This is a genomic window from Rhizobium phaseoli (assembly GCF_001664385.1).
In the GTDB taxonomy this organism is placed as follows: domain Bacteria; phylum Pseudomonadota; class Alphaproteobacteria; order Rhizobiales; family Rhizobiaceae; genus Rhizobium; species Rhizobium phaseoli.
The window spans coordinates 1194847-1212520 of record NZ_CP013532.1 but is presented as its reverse complement, the minus strand read 5'-3'; the positions used below and the strand labels follow the sequence as shown (position 1 = coordinate 1212520).

Here is a 17674-nt window from a genome sequence, read left to right as displayed (position 1 = left end):
GTGGGCCGCGCAGCGCCTGCAGGGGTAGCAGGGGTACACAGGAGACGAAAACCTGCCACGCGGCCCTGCAATCGAAACACCGGTTCGTTCCGGAAGTTCCCAGCCAAAATACTTAAATGGCGGAGTATTTCCTAACTTATTTCTCGCTTCGGAAATATTCCGTGACCCATGGTCGCGCAGCCCGAGTATAAATTTGGCCACGCAATTTGTCGCTGCCGGAGTTTCCTTCCGTCCTGGGAAGTACAGACAGCACGTTACCGCCATTTCGGCTGACGCGGCGGCGCATTGGCCTGGATCTCGTGCAATGGCGCGTGTGACCCGAGCAGCTTCTTCAGCTTCTTCTCCTCCGCCGGTCCAATGCCAAATTTGCGGCAATGCTCCGCAACGTCATGCTCCCGCGGACCAGGAATGCGAACTTGGCGATTGTTCATGCTCTTCATGTCTATTTCCTCCTGGAGAGGATAACAAACAGGCGGCAGTTTGGTTCGTTAGCAAATGCTAAAATTTCGAAATATGTTGATTGAGCTTCGGCTGCAGCAATATATCACATCGGACGCGTGGAGCTTTGCTGCGTTTACTTGCGAATGTCCCGTCACCTGCTGGATTGCGAGCACCGGGATTGATGATCTTGCTCAACTGATCTTCAACCAATGCCTGAGCGCCGCCACGGCGCCGTCGCTGGCATAGGCGACAATCCCGCCGGTCGTCAGGCCGGCAAAGGCGATCAGCCCTGAAATGCCGTAGCCGATCGATTTCATCCGCTTCCACTCCTCGAGCGCCGGGCCGACCGTCTCCTGGTTCTTCTCGACGGTTTCCTTGAGCGTTCCGATCTCGGCGCGAATCTGCGCATCGGCGCCGCCGCTGATCGCCACTCTCGTGTCGAGATGGGCGATCTGCCTTGCCTGCTCGTCGAGGCGCTTGTGGATCGCCGCCCTGGAATCATGGGCGTTCGCTTTTTCGTCGCCCATCTCCTGGCGCAGCAGCGCCACATTTTCCTCGATGCCGGTCAGCCGGCCCTCCACGCGCCCGAGCGCGCGCAGGATATCGTCGTTCGATGTCATATCGGCACCCTGTTACGAATTGAATTTCAGCTTTTCGGATTGCGCAATGCCGCCGGCGATGCGGTCGACCATAACCGGGTACGGGTGCACGCCATCAGACGTCACGCTCGGCCGCACGACGGACCCGACCGGCAGCACCGCAGCACGTACCGGCGATATCGTCAGGACATTGCCGGCGATACTTGCGATTGTCGTGGTCGAAATTCGCGCCATGCCATCGGGTCCGGCATAGGTGTTGATCTCCTGCTCCGGGCGAAAGACGCTCGCATCCGCGACCTCGATCGTCGAATAGGTTGCAACACCATCTGTCCCTGCCTGCGTGGTGACAGTCGTGCTGGCAAGCTCCAACATGCCCGGCCAAGCGCCGCCCTTCACACCGGACGTCCATGCAGAATAGGTGTCGATCGCAGCGTCGCAGCATGCGGACGTCCGCGCCATGATATCGTCATGCAGACGCCATTTGCCCGATGCATCGGTTCCGTCTGCTGGCCAGGTGTTGTTTGCCGAATAGCTCTGGAAAGATGCCTGCAGGTATAGGTTGCTCGCCGTGATCGAGCCTGTTGCCGGCGAAGTTGCCGATCCCGCGAAGCTATATGTGAACGTCGTCGAGCCTGTGACGGTGATGACGACATTTCCGTTGTACTCGGTTTGCGTCGCGCCCGCGATCGTCACCGTCTGACCCGACACCAGACCGTTAGTGCCGGAAGAAATCGTCGCAGTGACCACCGTTCCGACAGAGGTCAAGGTGACGGTGCGCGTCGTCATGGTGCGGCCGATCGGCGGGAACGCCACAATGTTGATGCCGGCATATTCCGCCCGGAGGCGCCCGACCAAGGCCCTGTAATTCGTATTGAACCAGGTGCTGTAGGACGTCGAGGTATCGTTCTGGCCCATCTGGTTGGCAATGACGGTGAAAGGCAGCTTGTTGCCGTTGAAGGCCTTGATCTCGCGGACGATATCCCTTCGCCGGGTTGCGATGGACGAGCCGGATCCGGTGTATTCGCGCACCGATCCGGCGCCGGGCATGCCGATCAGGCAATGCGGGATGCGTCCGGCGCTGCCGTCCTTGTCGAGCCAGCGTCGCAACCAGCCGAGATTGCCGCGGCTGTCGGCGGCGGAAGAATATTCCTGGCGCGCCTCGCCGATGCTGTCGACGAAACCGAGGGTGACCGGCCTACCGTCCCAATCGCCCTTGGCGACCATGAAATCGGCCCCCCAATATTGCGGCTGCGCCTGCTGGCCATAGCTCGTATCGAGGGCGGCGGTGCTGTCGGCGAGCGGCGTATCCTTGAAGGCCAGCAGCGTGTCGAGATCGCCGGCACCCCAGACGCGTTCGCCGCGATGTTTCTGGATGCGGTAGACCGGCCAGATCTTGTCGCCGACGGCGGTGTGATAAAACAGCCAGATTTCGATTTCGCTTTCCGGCGCGACATCGGGAATGGTCAGTTCGTCCGTCCAGGCGCCGTTCGTCTGGTCGGCGACCGTCACCGTGTTCGAGCCGGCGAAGCTGCATTGGTAAAAGATGCCGGCGACGCGGATGAACATGGCATCGGCGATGACCGAATTGCCGGGCGCGCCGATCGTGCCGGTGACGACGGTTTCCTGCGGCGAGTTTCCGCCCTCCGTCGAGGCGAAGCCGGAAAGGTGAAAGCGGAAGGTTCGCGTCTTATAGGACGGCGTGCAAACGACGATCTTGGTGCAGACATAATTCGTGCCGGCGGCGGCGGTGACGATGCCGCCCGACGGCATGCGGTTGCGGGTGGCAAAGAACATGTAGCGGTCGGGATCTCCCGCATTGCCGCCTGCCCCGCTCAGCAACGGATTGGCCAGGGCAAGCGAAATGGCATTCATCATCATCGGCGTGTTCCATATCGGCTAGTGAGGTCGTCGTAGAATTCGACCGTGCGCCCCTGGCGGGCATTGGCGCGGTCGAGCGCCTGGCGCTCGCGGGCGAGGATCGCAATCAGCGGCTCGCCTTCGAGGACAGGCGCATGCGCTTCCTGCCTTCTCAAATCGTCGGGCAGCGGCGGCAGCACGAGGCCGGCCGCCACCCTCCCCTTGGCAGCCGCCGCCTGGTTCAGGCGCTCAGTGGCGGAGCAGCCACTGACGATCAGCAGCAGTGACAGCGCAAGCGCGGTTCTTTTGCGAAAGCTCGAGTTCATAGGATCGGATCTCGTTTTCCAATGTGTCTCTGGCGGCCTGCTCGGCGGCCTTGGCCGCCTGCAGCCGCTTGCGATGCTCTTCGCCGGCGCGGGCCGCCGCATCGCGCTGGCGCTCCATCTCGTCGGCCCTGGCTTCGGCGGCAGCCTTCTCGGCCAGCACGACATAACCGGCGCGCGCCTGGCGCTCTGCGGAGGGATAGCCGATCGCAACGGCATAGAGGTGATAGAGCAGCAGCCCGGCGGCGATGCCGGCGCCCATCTTCAGCGTATCGAGAAGGCCGAACATCAGACGCCCTCCAGGCAGAAGGCGCGTTCCTTCTGCCGGCGGCGCGTCAGGCCGGGAAAGGTGATGCCGGCGGCGCGGTTCCACTTCAACAGCGCCTCGCAGCCCTCGGCCGTCCTGCCCTGATTAATGAGCCGGACAGCGCTCGAACCGCAGGCCGCCTTGACGCCGACATTGTAGGCAAACGAGGTCAGCGCCACGAAACGCGCATCCGGCAACGGCACCCGCACACAGCTTTCGATGCCGCGCGCATAGGTCTGAAGCTCCAGCGACAGCAGCGCCTTGCACTGCGCGACCGTCCTGCGATCCCCGGGCTTCACGCCATTGGTGCTGCCATAACAGATCGTCCAGGGCTGGCCTCCGGTCGCCGGATCCGGATAGGCATTCTGCCGCAGCCCCTCGAAACTGCCGACAAGCGCCACGGCCATCGCAGCCGCAGCACTACCCCTCTGAAGGCGGTTTGCCATTCAGTTCTCCTGAGATTTGCCGTTGAAAGACAATGCGGGCGACGATCGCCGCCGCGGCAAAGAGGCCCGATGCCACCGACATGGCGAGTTGGATGTAGACGTTGCGGGGTATCCAGGTGCCGGCGACGAAATTGATGACCGGCTCGAGGATGATGAAGATGAGCGCCAACGCCATCAGACGGACGCTCCAGGCGCGCCGCAGCACAGCGCGCCAGTTGTGGACGAGCATGGGGTGGGCTCCGGGTTGGGGAATGCGTGGACTGACTTCCTAGCCAGCGCCAAATATGAGTACCGAAAAGTACACTATTAGTTGTCTATTGCTAAAGTTTTCGCTTAACGGTTACGTTAGCGAAATGAGATCATCACAACATTCAAATAGAATCGCGGGCTTGGATACTGTCAGGGCGGTTGCCGCTCTGTCTGTTGTGTTTGCGCATCTGCTTGGGCCGTCGATGCCTGGCATTTCGCGTTACATCTTCACGGGTCACCCCGCCGTTATCGCCTTCTTCGTGGTTTCAGGCTTCTGCATTCATTACCCATACCGGCGGCAGGAGCTCCGAACCGCCCCGTTCCTCGCCGGCCGGTTCCTTCGCATCGTGCCACCGTCCGCGGTGGCGTTCCTCATGGCGCAAGCACTGGGCATCAGGGCATACAATCCCATCGACGGCTTCATACTCTGGTCCGTCGTCTGCGAGGCGGTCTACTATTGCCTTTATCCGCTGTTCCTGCCGGCAGCTCGCCGCATCGGTTGGCCGCTGATCATCGCTGCGTCGCTCATAGCCTCATATGGCGTCGCGATCGGCGTAGGCCCAGATCATTACGGCAACGCCAAATCATACGGGCCGCTGTTAAACTGGGTTGTCGGCCTTCCCGCTTGGCTGATCGGCTGCTATCTCGCTGAAAATTTCGACCGCCTGAAACTCGCCGGCCATGTGTGGCTCTGGCGCGCTGTCACAGCGACGACTGCGTCCATCCTATATTGGGCAACGATCAACACACCTGCCGGCTTCTACCTGACTATGACGCCATTCTCCGCGCTGGCGGCCTGCTGGATCATGGCCGAGATCAGGAGTGCTGCAGACCAAGGCCCCGTAAAGATGCTGGAAGCCGTAGGCGCCGCCTGCTTCTCGATTTATCTCGTCCACATCATCGCGGCGACCGCTGTTGAATGGTTGGTAACGCCGCCGATTGTCGTCTGCATCCTTTCACTCGCGCTGGTTTATCCGTTCTACCGTTGGATTGAGAAACCGTGCCATGTCGCCGCGCGGCGGGCCAAGGCAAAGCTGGAGCATTTGGAGGTTAGACGGCGCTTGGACGAAGGCGTCGATTTTGGTGCTGAAAAATCCCTGTAATTCAAAAGGCAACCCGCAGAGCCGCCTTCCCTGACATCAGAGGATCGGAGCCGGTTGGCTATTTTGACAGGACATAGCAGTGGAATGCACTGCGTTCGTCATTGGTGGCGCCCATAGCCGCGAGGGGAGTGGCAAACATTTTAAGAGCGTTTAGCCACTCAGCTTTTATGCCCGGCATCTTTTCGCGATCAACGCCATCGACCATTTTCATAAGCGCCGGGAACATCGGCCGGAAACCAATATCCCAAGTCTGGATTATCGTCTTTGGCAAGTGCTGCGAGTGGTGTAAAACTACAAGCCCCGCTCTTGCGAAATTTTCTCGCCAATCTTCATCCGACTTCGATTGCTTGATATTGTCGCTCAGTCTGCCGCGATCAAGAAGCTCAAGCCACTTCCATCGCTCGTCTTTCGTCTCAACGTACAAAGAGTTGTAAAAACTATACTCCGGAAGCGTGTCGTTCGGGAGCATCAGGCAAATCGCGCCGCCCGGCTCCAAGATTCTTCTCAGTTCCGTGAGAACGCTTATCGGGTTGTCGAGCCAATAAACGATGTTCGAAAAGATGGATTTGAAAGAATCGTCACCGAAAGGAAGTGGGCCGTTCCCATCGCCTTGGACGGTCTCCTTGTAGAAACCAAGCGCTGCTGCTTTCCGCAACAAGTTGGCCTTGTGATCAAAGCCAACGCTTATCTGATATGATGCTGGCATGGTGACTAGAGGGTCGAAGCTCTCATCGTAGGCGTCGTACACATCAGCGTTTTCATAGAATCGATCGAGTTGCTCCGTCTTCTGGAAGGCGTCGAATTCGGCACGGAACCGACCTCCCGCTCTTATAAAGGAAAACAGGCCGTCTCCGCATCCAAAGTCCAGCGATCTGCCCTCGAATTCGAAGCTTTTCATCGCCTCGATATCCAAATACCTCCAGATAGCGGTCTCCGGCCGGAGCCAAAACACGCTCAACAACTGTTCTAAAACCGAAGTCATTTGATCACCACTGCCCCACATTTCGTCCCGCTATACGATGGAAGGCCGCCTGGTTCAACGCGGATGTTCGAGTGTCTGCGTGACGCACTCGCCCCACCCCAAATCATGCCATCAAACCCCACCTGCACCTTAGTCGGGACGCAGAAGAAAACAAGGCAGTGAACTTTGCTGCACACCTCCTGAAATCAGGACTTGGGCGGCAAACAATACCATCCACGATGATCGAGGATTATACTGGCGGGCATCGATCCCACGGGTGGAGAAGCCTGTGAAAACCGCGAGACTCTTTCTGTGCCTTGCCGCATTCGCTGTCACCGTGCCCGAGGCCCCGGCTGATGCCGAGGAACTGGTGCGGTTCGAAAGCGTGCCGGTCAAGCTCAGCCCGTTTCGCATCCGCAAAGCCCGGGAACTGGGGGAAATTCTGCCTCAGCCGCAAGGCACGCCGCTGCTCGGATATTTGTCGCGGCCTTCGGGCGATGGCCCCTTCCCGGCGGTCGTCGTCATGCATGGATGCGACGGCTTGCGTGCGAGCGTCAGGGAGCTTTGGCCGAAACGGCTGGTCTCGTGGGGTTATGTCGTGCTTGTTGTCGACAGCTTTACCAGCCGCAACCTTGCCGACACGTGTCCAAGCCGTGTTCCCGATCGCGTCTTCGACGCCTATGGCGCTTTGGATTTCCTGGCGCAATCAGGCTTCGTCGATATCGGGCGCGTCGCCTTGATGGGCTTTGCGGCGGGCGGCACCGCGACGCTGGATGCCACGAAAATCGAAGGCTACGAGCAGCTGGTCGAGCGCAAGTTCAAGGCAGCGATTGCCTATTATCCCGCCTGTGACGCAGACCGCGGCGATGCGACGGTGCCGAGCCTGATTTTAACAGGCGAGCGTGACAATTGGAGCCGGCCCGAACGATGCCAGAAGAGGCTTGCCCGCCTCGGCGACGATAGCCCGCCGATCGAACTCGATATCTACAAGGGCACGTATCACGGTTTCGATGCCCCGGAATTTGCGGTCGGAAAGCGGGTTTTGGGTCATATCGAAAAATACAATCCCGACGCTGCGGGAAAATCGATCCGCAGCGTTTACGCGTTTCTTCGCAGATATCTGGGAAGGTAGAACTCTTGGCGTGCGCGGGGCAGATCAGGGCCGACTGAGGCCATGTCCGCGACCCCGCCATGTCCGGCACCCATGCCTCCCCACACTAAACCCCGCTCGGCCGCCCGGAGCTTGTCGCCTGGCTCGCCGAAGACCGAAACGCCTCCTCGGCGCTCGGCACTTTCCCTTCCGGCGTCAGGTCGTCGACGGCCTTGGGCAGATCGCGGCTCAGCCGCCCGAGGATTTCCTCATGCGACAGGCCGGTGTTCCGGGCGATCTCGTTCAAGACATCGGGGCCGAGCGCTTCGGCGAGCTCGCCGTCATTGATCTCGGCATTCTGGCCGGGGCGCACCCAGGATTCCATCTTGTCGCCGTGGCCGTTCTGCTGGAACGTCTTCAGGAGATCGCCGAGACCGCCGCTGACGATGCCGCCGGAGGTCAGGCCGCCGAGCAGGCCGCCCAGGCCGCCGGAGCCGCCGAGCATGCCGAGCATGCCGCCGAGACCGCCCGGCTGCTCGCCTCCCGCGCCGGATGGCTGCGGGCTCTGCAGGCCGCGCAGCAACTCGCCGATCTTGTCCCTGTTCTGGTAGCCGGCAACGGCAAGAACGGCGAGAAGCGCCTTCAATTGACCACTCATCATGATGCATTCCTCCGGTGATTGTCAGCACGGCTCAGGCGAACCGCTGCATCTGTTGTTCGGCAATTCGACGGAAAACCGCCTCGGTCCACGCGCCAGCCGGCTTTGCACGGAGCAATGCCGCGCCGAAGCGTCCGAGCGGTCGGTATTATATTTCGTACAGTCAGATTTCCGGGCAACCGCGCCGGTTGGCGAAGACCATGCGTTCCGGTCCGCGGCGCGTCATCCCCTGGACGACGATGCTGCGCGACGAGATGCGGACGATCTGGGCGCGGCGAAGGCCTTCGCTGCGGGCGATGTCGAGCGCATCACCGGGATCGCAGCCGCGTGGGCCGCGGCGGTCATAACGGTCATAGCGGCCGTAACGATCGTAGCGATCGCGGTCGCGGTCGCGGTCGTAGACGCCGACCCCGCCGGGGCCGATGCGCAATTCCATGTCCTGCGCGGCGGCAATGGTCGGGGCGATGGTGAGGCCGCTCATGGCGGCCAGGCCGACCAGTATGAAGTGAAGAGACTTATGCATGGTTTCCTCCCATGGTCTTGTGCTTATCGCCATACCAACATCGCCATGGGGAATTTGTTCCGTGAGGAAAGAAGCCGGGGCGGAAGCGAGCGCCGCCGGCCACGGGGTGCCGGCCGCTCAGCGCTCGGGCCGAACATGCTGCTCCAGCCAGGCGACAGCGAAGCGGCAGATCGAAGCCGCATTGACCAGCACCGATGGCGCATCGCCGACCAGCCCTTGCGCCCCATGCCCGCCGGCCAGGAATTCGGCGACGATCGCGGCGAAATAGTCGCTTTCAAGCCCGGCCACAACAGGATCGGCGGTGTCGAACTCCTCCAGCATGCGCCAGACAGTGCCGGCCGGCGTTGCGAAGGGCACCTCATATCGGCGCAGGCGCTTGCCTGGAATTTGCGCGAGATGCTCGGCATGATGCAGCAGGGTCATGGTGTCGAGCGGAGCCCCGACCATCAGCACCTTGCCGCCCGCCTCCACCAGTTTGGCGAGCGGGGAGCCCTCGCCATAGCCATAGTCGAGCGGGTGGTCGGCGGTCAGCCAATCGGCCCCGGCGCCGACTGCCGCCACCGAGGCGCACGGATTGCCGCTGCGCCGCGCCCCCGGCGTCGTTCGCAGGAATTCGGGGAACACGCCATTGTCGCGAATGGCCCTGGAGAGAGCCGGATCGAAGGGCGCGATATGGGGTCGCCACTCCTCGGGAACCCGTCCATCACCGTCGAGCAATGCGTCATAGGCGCCGTTCCAGTCGGTATAGGCGAGGATCGTGCCGGACGGCCCCACCACGTCGCGCAGCGCATCGATCAGCACGTCGGGACCGCTGAGCAAAAGCCCGACCCTGCTCATTGCGGCATGCACCATGACCATGTCGCCGGGGCGCAGGCCGAGCTCATGGAGATCCTGGCCGAGCGAGAGGCGCGTGTGAAAATGCGGGAGGGTCATCGGCCGAAGATCATGGCGTCGCCGGCCGGAGTCAATCTCCTTCTCCCACACGGCGGCAGACCCTTGCCGAAGAAGATCGATTGGTGACCGGGACCGCATGCAGCCCGAGTTACGGAGGTCGTCGTCGACCCCTAGGCCCGTGGCCACGGTGCAACTGCGGCCGATCTCCAGGCGTTACGCGACATCCGTCAATGGCCCAGGCTCGGCCGCCCGGAAGGGAGAAGGCTCCTCGACGATCGCGTTCAGCATCCGCACCACCACGGCCGGGGCGACGTGATGCGGCATATGGCCGACCCCTTCAAGGCGTTTCAAAAGAAGGCGGGGATATCGTTGCCGAAGCCAACCGATGTGCCGGTCGGGATCGACGATAAGATCTTGCGAGCCGAAGAGCACATGGACGGGAAGCTGCCGAGGCTCGCCTGCCAGCAGCGCCATGTCCCGGTTGAAAGCGCGCAGCTCGTCGGCCATCGCCTCGATCGCGCTTGCCCGGATCATATGGCCAGCGGGCAACATCTTCAGATGGGAGGGAAGAGCATTGGGCAATGATGATGACCGAAGTCCGTGCCGGAGAAAGAAGGAGGCCCAGCGGGGCATGATGTGGCGGCGGATCGCCGGCCCTATCACGGGCGCAACCGCGGCGCGCAGCAAGATCAAGGGCTTCGGGGGAAGCGGACTGCAGCACGGCGAGATCAACAGCAGTGCTTTTAAGAGCTCAGGTCTGCGGGCAGCCAGATGAAGGGCCGAAGCACTGCCAATCGAATGGGCGACGATCGTTACAGGTCCGGCCTCCAAGGTCTCGAGAAAGCGCTCAAGCCAGAAAGACTGTCCGAGCGGACCCCGTTCCTCAGGCGGCAGCGGGGAACTCAGTCCGTAGCCAGGACGATCGATGGCAATCAGCCGGTGTTGGCTGTTTTCGAGAGGAAGCAGCACCTCCTGCGCCAGACTGCCACAGCCATGCAGAACAACAACCGGGCTTCCGTTTGGCGAGCCGCTTTCAAGGAAATGAACCTGTTGGTCATCGATGACCTCGATCGTGCCCAGTCTGGGCTGGATGAAGTGCTTCTTCAACATGCGCAGCAAACCCGACAGGCTGGCAAAAGTTCCCGCGACCGATCGCGCAAGCGACTGATAATGTGTGATTTACAGGGTCGCGGGCGGAACCCAGCTCAATGGAAACGCCAGGTTCCTGTTGAGGACAGTGATCGTGTCTCGCCCCTTCTCTATCGGAACGCTTTGTGCCTATATTGGGGCTACGCTAAGTACAACACGGCGCAACGGCCGCGGTTGCTGCAAAGCGTTCGGGGATTGCCAAACCGGCGGGTATCGTCAGTGGTGAGCGCTACAAGGTACTTGCTGATCTTGCCGCTGATGGCAGTCATCGCCTACATGGCGATCGTGGCTGTGGTCTATTTCTCGCAGCGATCCATGCTTTATCCCGGAGCCGGCGCCGCAGCTCTTCCGGAGCCGGCGAGCTGGGGCGAGACGGTCCACATCAGGACGCCCGACGGAGAGCTGCTGCAGGCACTCTACACCAGGGGCGACAGCGACAGGCCCTGCGTGCTCCTGTTTTTCGGAAACGGTGATCGCGTCGACAATTACGCCTTTCTCGCCCAGGCTCTGTCCGCGCGGAGGATTGGGTTGCTGGCGATTTCCTATCGCGGCTATCCCGGATCGACCGGCTCGCCCGGCGAGCAGGGCCTGCTGACAGACGGCATCGCCGCCTTCGACTGGCTTTCGGCACAGGCAAAAAGCGGGATCGTTGTGCTCGGCCGCTCACTTGGCACTGGCGTTGCGGTGAATACCGCCGGGCAGCGGCCGGCCGCGGGCGTCATTCTCGTCTCTCCGTATCTGTCGGTTCTGTCGGTTGCGCAGACGCGTTATCCGCTCCTCCCGGTCGAGCTCCTGCTCAAGGATCCTTTTCGCTCGGACCTCAGGATAAGCAAAGTCAAACAACCGAAGCTGTTCCTCCACGGCCGGCTCGATGACAGCATCCCGCTTTCATCAGGCGAGGCGCTGTTCCGCCTCGCACCCGAGCCCAAGCGGATGGTGATCTATGACGCTGCGGGTCACAACGATATCCTCAACGATCGCATGGTCGGCGAGGTAATCGGTTTCGTGGAAGCGCTCAAAGAAAACCGGCCCCGAGATGCCGTCACGGACGGGACCGGGGGCGACGATCAGCGCAGTGTGACGGGTTCGGCTTCGAATCCATAGGCGCGTTGCACGAGCGCGACCCGGATTTCATACCGCCTATACCAGTCCGCCCGGCCGCGGCGTTGCGCTTCGACGTGATCGACAACCGCTTTCCATGCCCGGATGCTGTCCTCGTCGCGCCAATAAGAATTGATGATCCCGAATCCGTCAGCGCGGCGGGCGCTTTCGAAACCCAGAAATCCGGGCTGCTGCTCTGCCAGCTCCACCATCGCAGCACCGACATCGCCGTAGCCGTCTTCGACCTCCGTTCGCTGCGATGAGAAACAGACGACGTAATAGGGTGGTGCAGGTAAGCTCGCGATCGACATGCCAACCTCTCGTTGCTGATAGACGGAGATCTTCGCAACCCGCCGCCGTGCGGTCAATTCCGTAACGTTGATAAGCGGCATCAGGGGACAGTCGCCGTCGCCATCAACATGATTCAAGTAAGAGCGGAGATTATGTCCCGAGCCATTGCAATCACCCGCTCATTGGATAAGGTGAAGCACATTATATTAAAACTTCAAGGCGAAAGAACTGGGGATGCCTTTGCGATTTTTTCGACAAAATAATATTCTGGTGACTGTAGTCTCGCTCAGTTTAGGTCTTTCTGGATGTGTTACCAACGCTGGCGGTGTTCTGAAATCCGAGGATCAAAGTCGAGCTCTGAGTGGAGAGCGGACGAAGATGGGGCAGTCTTATAATTTGAATGTCGATTGCACCGCCGCGACCATCCCCCACATAAGCCTCGTGCAGCCGCCATCACATGGATCGGTGGAGTTCGTCAGAGAAAAGGTCTTTTCCAATTACAAAGAGTCGCAGCGCGTGAAGTGCAACTCCAAAAGATCTCCGGGAGTGGCGGAATACTATACTTCCCAGAGCGGCTATTCTGGAAAAGACATGTATAAAGTTCGCGTGTCTTACGGTGAAGGGACGATCAGGGACGTCACCGTTAACATCAACGTGATTAAGAACTAGAGCATTTTCGCGGCCGCCCGTGCGGCGTGCCGGCCGCGTCGCCAATCGTGAAATCTCCGGATTTTCACTCGCTGCATCCATGCCGTCATTCCGGGCTCGAGCCCGGAATCCATGGCCACGGTCGAGCAGACCGGCGTGGGTCCTCGGGTCAAGCCCGAGGACGGCGGAGGGCGGGGTGAGCTTCGTGGCAAATCCAGAGGTCGCCGTGAGAAAGCAGCGGCGTTGCGCCTCTAGTTGAAACAGCAGCTCATCGATTTAGCGGCCCGGTCGGAACCGTTGGCTTTGTCAGCTCGAAAGCGGCAGCGGATAACGCCGGAAAGTTCTCGCTTGGCCCCAGCGCATTGAGGACAAATTCCGCGATGGCGGCGCCTTGGCGTTCGGCCTGGAGAGAATTTTCAGCTGGGCCACTCCAAACGGTCCATACAGCGGCCAAATGGCCGCTGATGGCCACTGCCGCAGTGCAAAAACGAGTGCCGGTTGACGAGGGCTCGGCGTCACAGACAACGGACGGCTCCCGGTACCGAAGGCGCATCTGCTCAAGTTGATCGGAGACCCGCTCGCCGCCGACGGTCCAGTGATTTTGAAAGGCATCCAGCCTCCTGTCGTCCACGAGATAAAACGAATCGCGCGGCATCACCCGTAGAAGCGGAGAGGCTGGATCGTTGCAGACGGACTGCGACCACTGGCGGGTCAGATGCGTGCAGATACGCTTGAATGACGTGTCGAAGTCATTCCATCCGTATGCCCGCACTCTGATTTCCAGATTGTCGAAGCTCGGTGCCGGCGCTCGGCTGCCTGCGGCCTTGCCGAACCTCTCCAGCCGTTCTTTCGCCGCTTGATGATCCTTTTCCTCGCTCACCGAAAAGGAGGGCTTTTCGGCAAACCCCGTCAAAGCAACAAACGGGATGATCAAAGGCACGCCCCCGACGATGACGTGGGCATCGGATGCGAGGAACGCGATATCGGCGTCGGTGGGCCGCTTTGGAGATGGCGAGCAGGCGACTGCGTGGGCGCCGAGCAACACGCAGACAGCGATAATCCACAATGGTCGACGAAAGATCATTCCGTCGGGATACGATATCCAGATTGCATGATCGTTACGCTAAATCCACAAATTGTACCGACCACGAGGCTGCGGGTCATGGACTGCATCCTCATCACGGTGCGCGCGCGCCGTAAAGACGCGCGCACAACAGCCATTCTCAGCGGAAGCCGCCGCTGGCGGCCAGCCGTTCGCCGGTCATCCAGCGGGCGTCGTCGGAGGCGAGGAAGACGGCGACGCCGGCGATATCGTCCGGCTGGCCGACGCGGCCGAGCGGCGTCTGGCCGACGACGAGCTGCTCCAGATCCGAGCCGATGACGCCGGCCGTGTGCGCCCCCTCGGTCTCGACCATGCCCGGCAGGATGGCGTTGACGCGGATCTTGCGCGGGCCGAGCTCCTTGGCAAGCACGCTGTTGATGCCCTCGAGCGCACCCTTGGTACCGGTGTAGACGGCACTGGCCGGCGGCGCCATGCTGGTGACCACCGAGGAGATGTTGATGACGCTGCCGCCCTCGCCGAGGTGCTTGACCGCCGCCTGGGTGGTCAGGAGAACGCCGAGGACGTTGACGTCGAAGATGCGGCGATAATGTTCCTCGGTCACCTCCTCGATCGCGGCGAATTCATAGACGCCGGAATTGTTGACCAGCACGTCGAGCTTGCCGAACTCCTTGACGGCGGCATCGACTACGCCTTGCGCCTGTTCGGCCTTGGACACATCGCCCTGAACCGCGATGGCCTTGCCGCCGGCCGCACCGATCGCCTCGACGACAGCATCGGCGCCGGCCTTGCTCGAGGCATAATTCACCACCACCTTTGCCCCTTCGGCCGCCAGCGCCTTGGCAATCGCCGCGCCGATCCCCTTGGAGGCCCCCGTGACGACCGCGACCTTTCCGGTGAGTTTTGCCATCTTCATTTCCTTCCGATCAGGACTGCCGCCGTTATTGGTGGCTTGTTCCATAGTTCAGAAATTCGGAACTGTTGATCTCGATGTCAAGGGTCGCTATATAAAATTCATGAGACCGCTGTTTCACCCCGCTTTGGAGGATATACGGCCGGAGGCGATCCTTTATGCGCTGTCCGATCCCGAGCGCGTCGCCATCTTCGCAAAGCTTGCCACCGCCGGCTGCGGCGGCACGTGCTCGGCGCTCGCCGACCTCGGCGACCGCGTCATTCCGAAATCATCGCTGTCGAACCATTTCAAGGTGCTGCGCGAATCCGGGCTGATCCGCAGCGAACGCCAGGGTGTGGAGATGCGCAACCAGACCCGCTGCGCCGAACTGGACGAACGCTTCCCGGGGCTGATCAGATCGATCCTGGTGGCCTATGGACAGCTTCCCGGGCAGCTGGCGACGAATTGATCGCTGAGGCAACAGGGGCATTGAGGCGGCGGCACAGCTGATCGGTTATTCTGCGAGGGCTGTTGAGTGGACAGGACGTCATGGTTCAGGGCCGGTTGCCTCGACGCAGCTTGAGGTCAGCCTGAGAAGAGCTCGTTCGCTTTTCGGGCATAGCGATCGGCCTGCTCCTCCTCACCCATCGCTGCCAGCAGCAGCGCCAGATTCCGATATGTTTGAGGGTCATCAGGACGCAATCTTATCGCCGTCAGGTAATGTGACCTTGCTTCTATGAGAGCGCCTTTCTCATGCAGGAGAACCCCTAGATTATTATGGGCTTCGGCGTACATAGGAAGCGAGCTCAGTGCTGCACGATAATGTGATTCTGCTGCCTCGACGTCTCGTCCCTCGAGAAGCATCGCATAATTATAGTGGGCTTCGGCGTAATCCGACCTCAACTGCAACGCCTGTCGGTAATGCGATTCAGCTGCTTGCGCATCACCGTTCTTCTCGAGGAAGACCCCGAAATTATTGTGGGCCTCGGCAAAGCCCGGTCGAAGCCGCAGGGCCTCCCGGAAGTGATGATGCGCTTCGAACTGATCTCCCCATTCATCGAAAAGACCAGCCAGACGCAAAAGCGCGTCCACATGATCCGGTCGACACTTCAGAGCCTGCCTGTAATGGGCGGCCGCTTCATCAGGGCGACCGGTTTCCTCGAGGAGAATTGCGAAATTGTAGTGAGCTTCCGGATATTGCGGCCAGAGACGAATGGCATCCAGGTAGCGGGCTTGCGCGGCGGTTCTGTCGCCAGCGGCCTTCAAGATGACACCAAGATTATTGTTTGCCTCCGGATAATCCGCTCGTAGCTCCAATGCCTTCTCGTAACAATGCCGTTCCTCAGCCAACTCCTTCTCATCCGCCCCGGCCATTCCCGCCCCCTTCAGGAACCAGTCCTCGGCTGTCATCCGCTCTTCGGACCGTGCAGCAAGCGCTGTGCGGTCGACGGACACGACGCGATAGAGATGTCGTCTCGGCAGGAAGTCGCCTTTGAGTTCGAAGACATCGACCTCCTGGAAGAGATAGACCGGCAAATCGATAAGATCGAGAATGGTCTGTGTGACGAAGAGGGTGTCCGGCTCGGCACGTGATTCCACCCGCTTGGCTATGTTCAAGGCACGACCGACCCAGGCGTCGTCATCGTGCATTCGCGAACATTCGCCGAAATGGCAACCCACCCGGATCGGAAGGTCGTTCGCCTGACCACCCGTCAGGTGACGCCGCCGTTGCTTCCAATAGGCGATCAGTTTCAGCGAGAAATGGACGGCTACATCAGCAGATTCGAATAGATAAAGATGGCCGTCGCCTGTAAAATTCTCATGCCGCCGCCCGTATTGGCTGGCAAGCGTCTGAGACAGGTAGCGATATTCCGCAATCGCGCTTGTGATCGTATCGCGCGAAACCGTGTTCCAGACCGCTGAGTGTCGGACGAGGTCTGTGAATACGGCGGCAAAATAGATGTCCATTCGCAACGGCCGGAAGTTAACAGCGATTGCGCGACATGTCGAAACGCATGCTGTCATCGCTCAACACAAGGACAGTCATCATGCCACAGTACATGGTTGAAAGACACTTGCCGGGAATCACTCCCGATCAGCTGAGTGCGGCGGCGTCTCGGGCGAAAAATGTCACTGCCGAGATGACCAGGGAAGGTAAGCCGGTGCGCTATCTTCGCTCGACATTCGTCCCGGCCGAGGAACGATCATTCTGCCTGTTCGACGCTTCCTCGGAACAGGATGTGAAGGAGGCAAACGAACGCGCCGAAATCCCACTGGTGAGAATTACCGAAGTCAGACATATCTCGGCCGAGGACGTGGTCTAGGCCATCCAAAGCCTGCAAAGCGCGAACATTGCAACGACCGAGTCTGGCCGTCCGGGAAATGATTAAGCGATCGACCTCCGGCCGCCATCGGGTCAATCCCTCGGACGACGGAGTGTGGGGCGCTTTTGGCGGGCACCTTGAACACGAGATGACCACGCCTTCACGCCCGCGCGGCAGGAGGGCGTGAGGAAGGCGGCCGTTAGGGGCGCCTTGTGTTTCGTCAGGCCGGACGTCTGATCATTCTTGCAACAGCGATCAGGATGCAGGCTCCGATGAAGCCCGCGATCAGATAACCCAGCCATCCGCCAAGGGTGACGCCGAAGAGCGACAGGATAAAGTTGGCGATGATGGCGCCGACAATACCGAGAAGAACGTTCATCAGCACGCCCATGTTGCTCTTCATGAACATCTCGGCGAGCCAGCCGGCGATGCCGCCGATGATGATTGCGGCGATCCAGCCGATACCTGCATTTTCCATGGCATTTCCCCATCGTGAATTATTGAGTAGCCGGCGCGTGCCATCGGTCTCGCGGGTCGAGCTAAAGCGATGGCCAAGCGACATGACTATAACCTTCCGCCACGCGAGTTGGTTCCGTAAGGCCCCGCGCGCCCAAGGCGATGCGTGCTCTTGTCGATCTGGTTCAGCTCACTTGTCGCCGCAGGCCAATCGTTCGCCGGCCCTCTATCACGGCAGCGTCGTCCGTCCGCACCGTCAGTCGCCTCGTGCCGCTGGCCCTCCCACACCCTGCGTCATTCCA

The 17674-nt window shown here is 60.6% G+C and carries 22 protein-coding genes; 5 read left to right on the top strand and 17 right to left on the bottom strand.

Features of this window, described 5'->3' with window-relative positions; translation table 11 throughout:
- Positions 1 to 254: 254 nt before the first annotated feature.
- From AMC88_RS05855 to AMC88_RS05825, 7 genes are all read right to left on the bottom strand, one after another.
- Positions 255 to 440 carry a hypothetical protein gene (locus AMC88_RS05855; protein WP_004669502.1) on the bottom strand — a complete coding sequence of 62 codons (186 nt, stop codon included), beginning with the start codon at positions 438 to 440 and terminating at the stop codon, positions 255 to 257.
- 192 nt (positions 441 to 632) lie between these two features.
- Entirely contained in the window at positions 633 to 1061 is a 429-nt protein-coding gene (locus AMC88_RS05850) for a hypothetical protein (protein WP_064824971.1), read from the bottom strand.
- Between the two features lie 12 nt (positions 1062 to 1073).
- Positions 1074 to 2915, bottom strand: coding sequence for a hypothetical protein (locus AMC88_RS05845; protein ID WP_064825816.1), 1842 nt, complete (start codon positions 2913 to 2915; stop codon positions 1074 to 1076).
- On the bottom strand, positions 2915 to 3142 hold the full coding sequence (locus tag AMC88_RS05840; protein ID WP_064825815.1) for a hypothetical protein: 228 nt from the start codon (positions 3140 to 3142) through the stop codon (positions 2915 to 2917). Before AMC88_RS05840 ends, AMC88_RS05845 begins: the two co-directional genes overlap by 1 nt.
- 4 nt (positions 3143 to 3146) lie before the next feature.
- The gene (locus AMC88_RS05835; RefSeq protein WP_064824970.1) at positions 3147 to 3509 is read right to left on the bottom strand and encodes a hypothetical protein; all 363 of its coding nucleotides are present in this window, start codon (positions 3507 to 3509) and stop codon (positions 3147 to 3149) included.
- Entirely contained in the window at positions 3509 to 3973 is a 465-nt protein-coding gene (locus tag AMC88_RS05830; RefSeq protein ID WP_064824969.1) for a lysozyme, read from the bottom strand. Before AMC88_RS05830 ends, AMC88_RS05835 begins: the two co-directional genes overlap by 1 nt.
- Complete coding sequence (locus tag AMC88_RS05825) at positions 3948 to 4202, bottom strand: DUF7940 domain-containing protein (protein ID WP_064824968.1); 255 nt, start codon at positions 4200 to 4202, stop codon at positions 3948 to 3950. The genes AMC88_RS05830 and AMC88_RS05825 overlap by 26 nt, the downstream gene beginning before the upstream one ends.
- Positions 4203 to 4326: 124 nt before the next feature.
- On the opposite strand from AMC88_RS05825, the gene AMC88_RS05820 reads away from it, so the two are divergent.
- The gene (locus tag AMC88_RS05820) at positions 4327 to 5325 is read left to right on the top strand and encodes an acyltransferase family protein (RefSeq protein ID WP_041683570.1); all 999 of its coding nucleotides are present in this window, start codon (positions 4327 to 4329) and stop codon (positions 5323 to 5325) included.
- 58 nt (positions 5326 to 5383) lie between these two features.
- Here AMC88_RS05820 and AMC88_RS05815 read toward each other — a convergent pair whose 3' ends face one another.
- Complete coding sequence (locus tag AMC88_RS05815; protein WP_064824967.1) at positions 5384 to 6307, bottom strand: methyltransferase domain-containing protein; 924 nt, start codon at positions 6305 to 6307, stop codon at positions 5384 to 5386.
- Positions 6308 to 6575: 268 nt separating this feature from the next.
- On the opposite strand from AMC88_RS05815, the gene AMC88_RS05810 reads away from it, so the two are divergent.
- Positions 6576 to 7418: a dienelactone hydrolase family protein gene (locus tag AMC88_RS05810; protein ID WP_237353169.1), complete on the top strand. Its 843-nt coding sequence runs from the start codon at positions 6576 to 6578 to the stop codon at positions 7416 to 7418.
- 85 nt (positions 7419 to 7503) lie between these two features.
- On the opposite strand, the gene AMC88_RS05805 is transcribed toward AMC88_RS05810, so the two are convergent.
- The 4 genes from AMC88_RS05805 to AMC88_RS05790 form a co-directional block, all read right to left on the bottom strand.
- Complete coding sequence (locus tag AMC88_RS05805) at positions 7504 to 8037, bottom strand: YidB family protein (RefSeq protein WP_064824965.1); 534 nt, start codon at positions 8035 to 8037, stop codon at positions 7504 to 7506.
- Positions 8038 to 8197: 160 nt separating this feature from the next.
- Positions 8198 to 8557: a hypothetical protein gene (locus tag AMC88_RS05800; protein WP_004679492.1), complete on the bottom strand. Its 360-nt coding sequence runs from the start codon at positions 8555 to 8557 to the stop codon at positions 8198 to 8200.
- Between the two features lie 117 nt (positions 8558 to 8674).
- On the bottom strand, positions 8675 to 9490 hold the full coding sequence (gene aac(3) / locus AMC88_RS05795; RefSeq protein ID WP_064824964.1) for an aminoglycoside 3-N-acetyltransferase: 816 nt from the start codon (positions 9488 to 9490) through the stop codon (positions 8675 to 8677).
- Between the two features lie 174 nt (positions 9491 to 9664).
- Positions 9665 to 10561, bottom strand: coding sequence for an alpha/beta fold hydrolase (locus tag AMC88_RS05790; protein WP_012483042.1), 897 nt, complete (start codon positions 10559 to 10561; stop codon positions 9665 to 9667).
- A gap of 261 nt (positions 10562 to 10822) precedes the next feature.
- On the opposite strand from AMC88_RS05790, the gene AMC88_RS05785 reads away from it, so the two are divergent.
- Positions 10823 to 11704 (top strand): alpha/beta hydrolase, encoded by an 882-nt coding sequence (locus tag AMC88_RS05785; protein ID WP_041683856.1) that lies wholly within the window; start codon positions 10823 to 10825, stop codon positions 11702 to 11704.
- Here AMC88_RS05785 and AMC88_RS05780 read toward each other — a convergent pair.
- From AMC88_RS05780 to AMC88_RS05765, 3 genes are all read right to left on the bottom strand, one after another.
- Positions 11668 to 12012 carry an antibiotic biosynthesis monooxygenase family protein gene (locus AMC88_RS05780; protein ID WP_012483040.1) on the bottom strand — a complete coding sequence of 115 codons (345 nt, stop codon included), beginning with the start codon at positions 12010 to 12012 and terminating at the stop codon, positions 11668 to 11670. The genes AMC88_RS05785 and AMC88_RS05780 overlap by 37 nt on opposite strands.
- A gap of 896 nt (positions 12013 to 12908) precedes the next feature.
- A complete protein-coding gene (locus AMC88_RS05770) occupies positions 12909 to 13724 on the bottom strand; it encodes a hypothetical protein (protein WP_064824963.1) in 816 nt (271 codons plus the stop codon).
- A gap of 139 nt (positions 13725 to 13863) precedes the next feature.
- On the bottom strand, positions 13864 to 14610 hold the full coding sequence (locus AMC88_RS05765) for a glucose 1-dehydrogenase (protein ID WP_010017713.1): 747 nt from the start codon (positions 14608 to 14610) through the stop codon (positions 13864 to 13866).
- 106 nt (positions 14611 to 14716) lie between these two features.
- Here AMC88_RS05765 and AMC88_RS05760 point away from each other — a divergent pair, with 106 nt between their 5' ends.
- Entirely contained in the window at positions 14717 to 15061 is a 345-nt protein-coding gene (locus AMC88_RS05760; protein WP_016734488.1) for an ArsR/SmtB family transcription factor, read from the top strand.
- 116 nt (positions 15062 to 15177) lie between these two features.
- Here AMC88_RS05760 and AMC88_RS05755 read toward each other — a convergent pair whose 3' ends face one another.
- Positions 15178 to 16560, bottom strand: a complete 1383-nt coding sequence (locus AMC88_RS05755; protein WP_064824962.1) for a tetratricopeptide repeat protein — start codon at positions 16558 to 16560, stop codon at positions 15178 to 15180.
- A gap of 80 nt (positions 16561 to 16640) precedes the next feature.
- Between AMC88_RS05755 and AMC88_RS05750 the strand changes: the two genes are divergently transcribed.
- Complete coding sequence (locus AMC88_RS05750) at positions 16641 to 16916, top strand: DUF4242 domain-containing protein (protein WP_012483035.1); 276 nt, start codon at positions 16641 to 16643, stop codon at positions 16914 to 16916.
- A 220-nt stretch (positions 16917 to 17136) separates the two neighbouring features.
- On the opposite strand, the gene AMC88_RS05745 is transcribed toward AMC88_RS05750, so the two are convergent.
- Positions 17137 to 17394: a GlsB/YeaQ/YmgE family stress response membrane protein gene (locus AMC88_RS05745; RefSeq protein WP_004676991.1), complete on the bottom strand. Its 258-nt coding sequence runs from the start codon at positions 17392 to 17394 to the stop codon at positions 17137 to 17139.
- Positions 17395 to 17674: the final 280 nt, after the last annotated feature.

Coding starts and splice junctions, on each gene's coding strand:
- AMC88_RS05820 (WP_041683570.1), top strand. CDS start 4,327: ATGAGATCATCACAACATTCAAATAGAATCGCGGGCTTGGATACTGTC.
- AMC88_RS05845 (WP_064825816.1), bottom strand. CDS start 2,915: ATGATGAATGCCATTTCGCTTGCCCTGGCCAATCCGTTGCTGAGCGGG.
- AMC88_RS05770 (WP_064824963.1), bottom strand. CDS start 13,724: ATGATCTTTCGTCGACCATTGTGGATTATCGCTGTCTGCGTGTTGCTC.
- AMC88_RS05745 (WP_004676991.1), bottom strand. CDS start 17,394: ATGGAAAATGCAGGTATCGGCTGGATCGCCGCAATCATCATCGGCGGC.
- AMC88_RS05815 (WP_064824967.1), bottom strand. CDS start 6,307: ATGACTTCGGTTTTAGAACAGTTGTTGAGCGTGTTTTGGCTCCGGCCG.
- AMC88_RS05835 (WP_064824970.1), bottom strand. CDS start 3,509: ATGTTCGGCCTTCTCGATACGCTGAAGATGGGCGCCGGCATCGCCGCC.
- AMC88_RS05790 (WP_012483042.1), bottom strand. CDS start 10,561: ATGTTGAAGAAGCACTTCATCCAGCCCAGACTGGGCACGATCGAGGTC.
- AMC88_RS05760 (WP_016734488.1), top strand. CDS start 14,717: ATGAGACCGCTGTTTCACCCCGCTTTGGAGGATATACGGCCGGAGGCG.
- AMC88_RS05805 (WP_064824965.1), bottom strand. CDS start 8,037: ATGATGAGTGGTCAATTGAAGGCGCTTCTCGCCGTTCTTGCCGTTGCC.
- AMC88_RS05855 (WP_004669502.1), bottom strand. CDS start 440: ATGAAGAGCATGAACAATCGCCAAGTTCGCATTCCTGGTCCGCGGGAG.
- AMC88_RS05830 (WP_064824969.1), bottom strand. CDS start 3,973: ATGGCAAACCGCCTTCAGAGGGGTAGTGCTGCGGCTGCGATGGCCGTG.
- AMC88_RS05825 (WP_064824968.1), bottom strand. CDS start 4,202: ATGCTCGTCCACAACTGGCGCGCTGTGCTGCGGCGCGCCTGGAGCGTC.
- AMC88_RS05850 (WP_064824971.1), bottom strand. CDS start 1,061: ATGACATCGAACGACGATATCCTGCGCGCGCTCGGGCGCGTGGAGGGC.
- AMC88_RS05765 (WP_010017713.1), bottom strand. CDS start 14,610: ATGGCAAAACTCACCGGAAAGGTCGCGGTCGTCACGGGGGCCTCCAAG.
- AMC88_RS05800 (WP_004679492.1), bottom strand. CDS start 8,557: ATGCATAAGTCTCTTCACTTCATACTGGTCGGCCTGGCCGCCATGAGC.
- AMC88_RS05755 (WP_064824962.1), bottom strand. CDS start 16,560: ATGGACATCTATTTTGCCGCCGTATTCACAGACCTCGTCCGACACTCA.
- AMC88_RS05750 (WP_012483035.1), top strand. CDS start 16,641: ATGCCACAGTACATGGTTGAAAGACACTTGCCGGGAATCACTCCCGAT.
- AMC88_RS05780 (WP_012483040.1), bottom strand. CDS start 12,012: ATGTCGATCGCGAGCTTACCTGCACCACCCTATTACGTCGTCTGTTTC.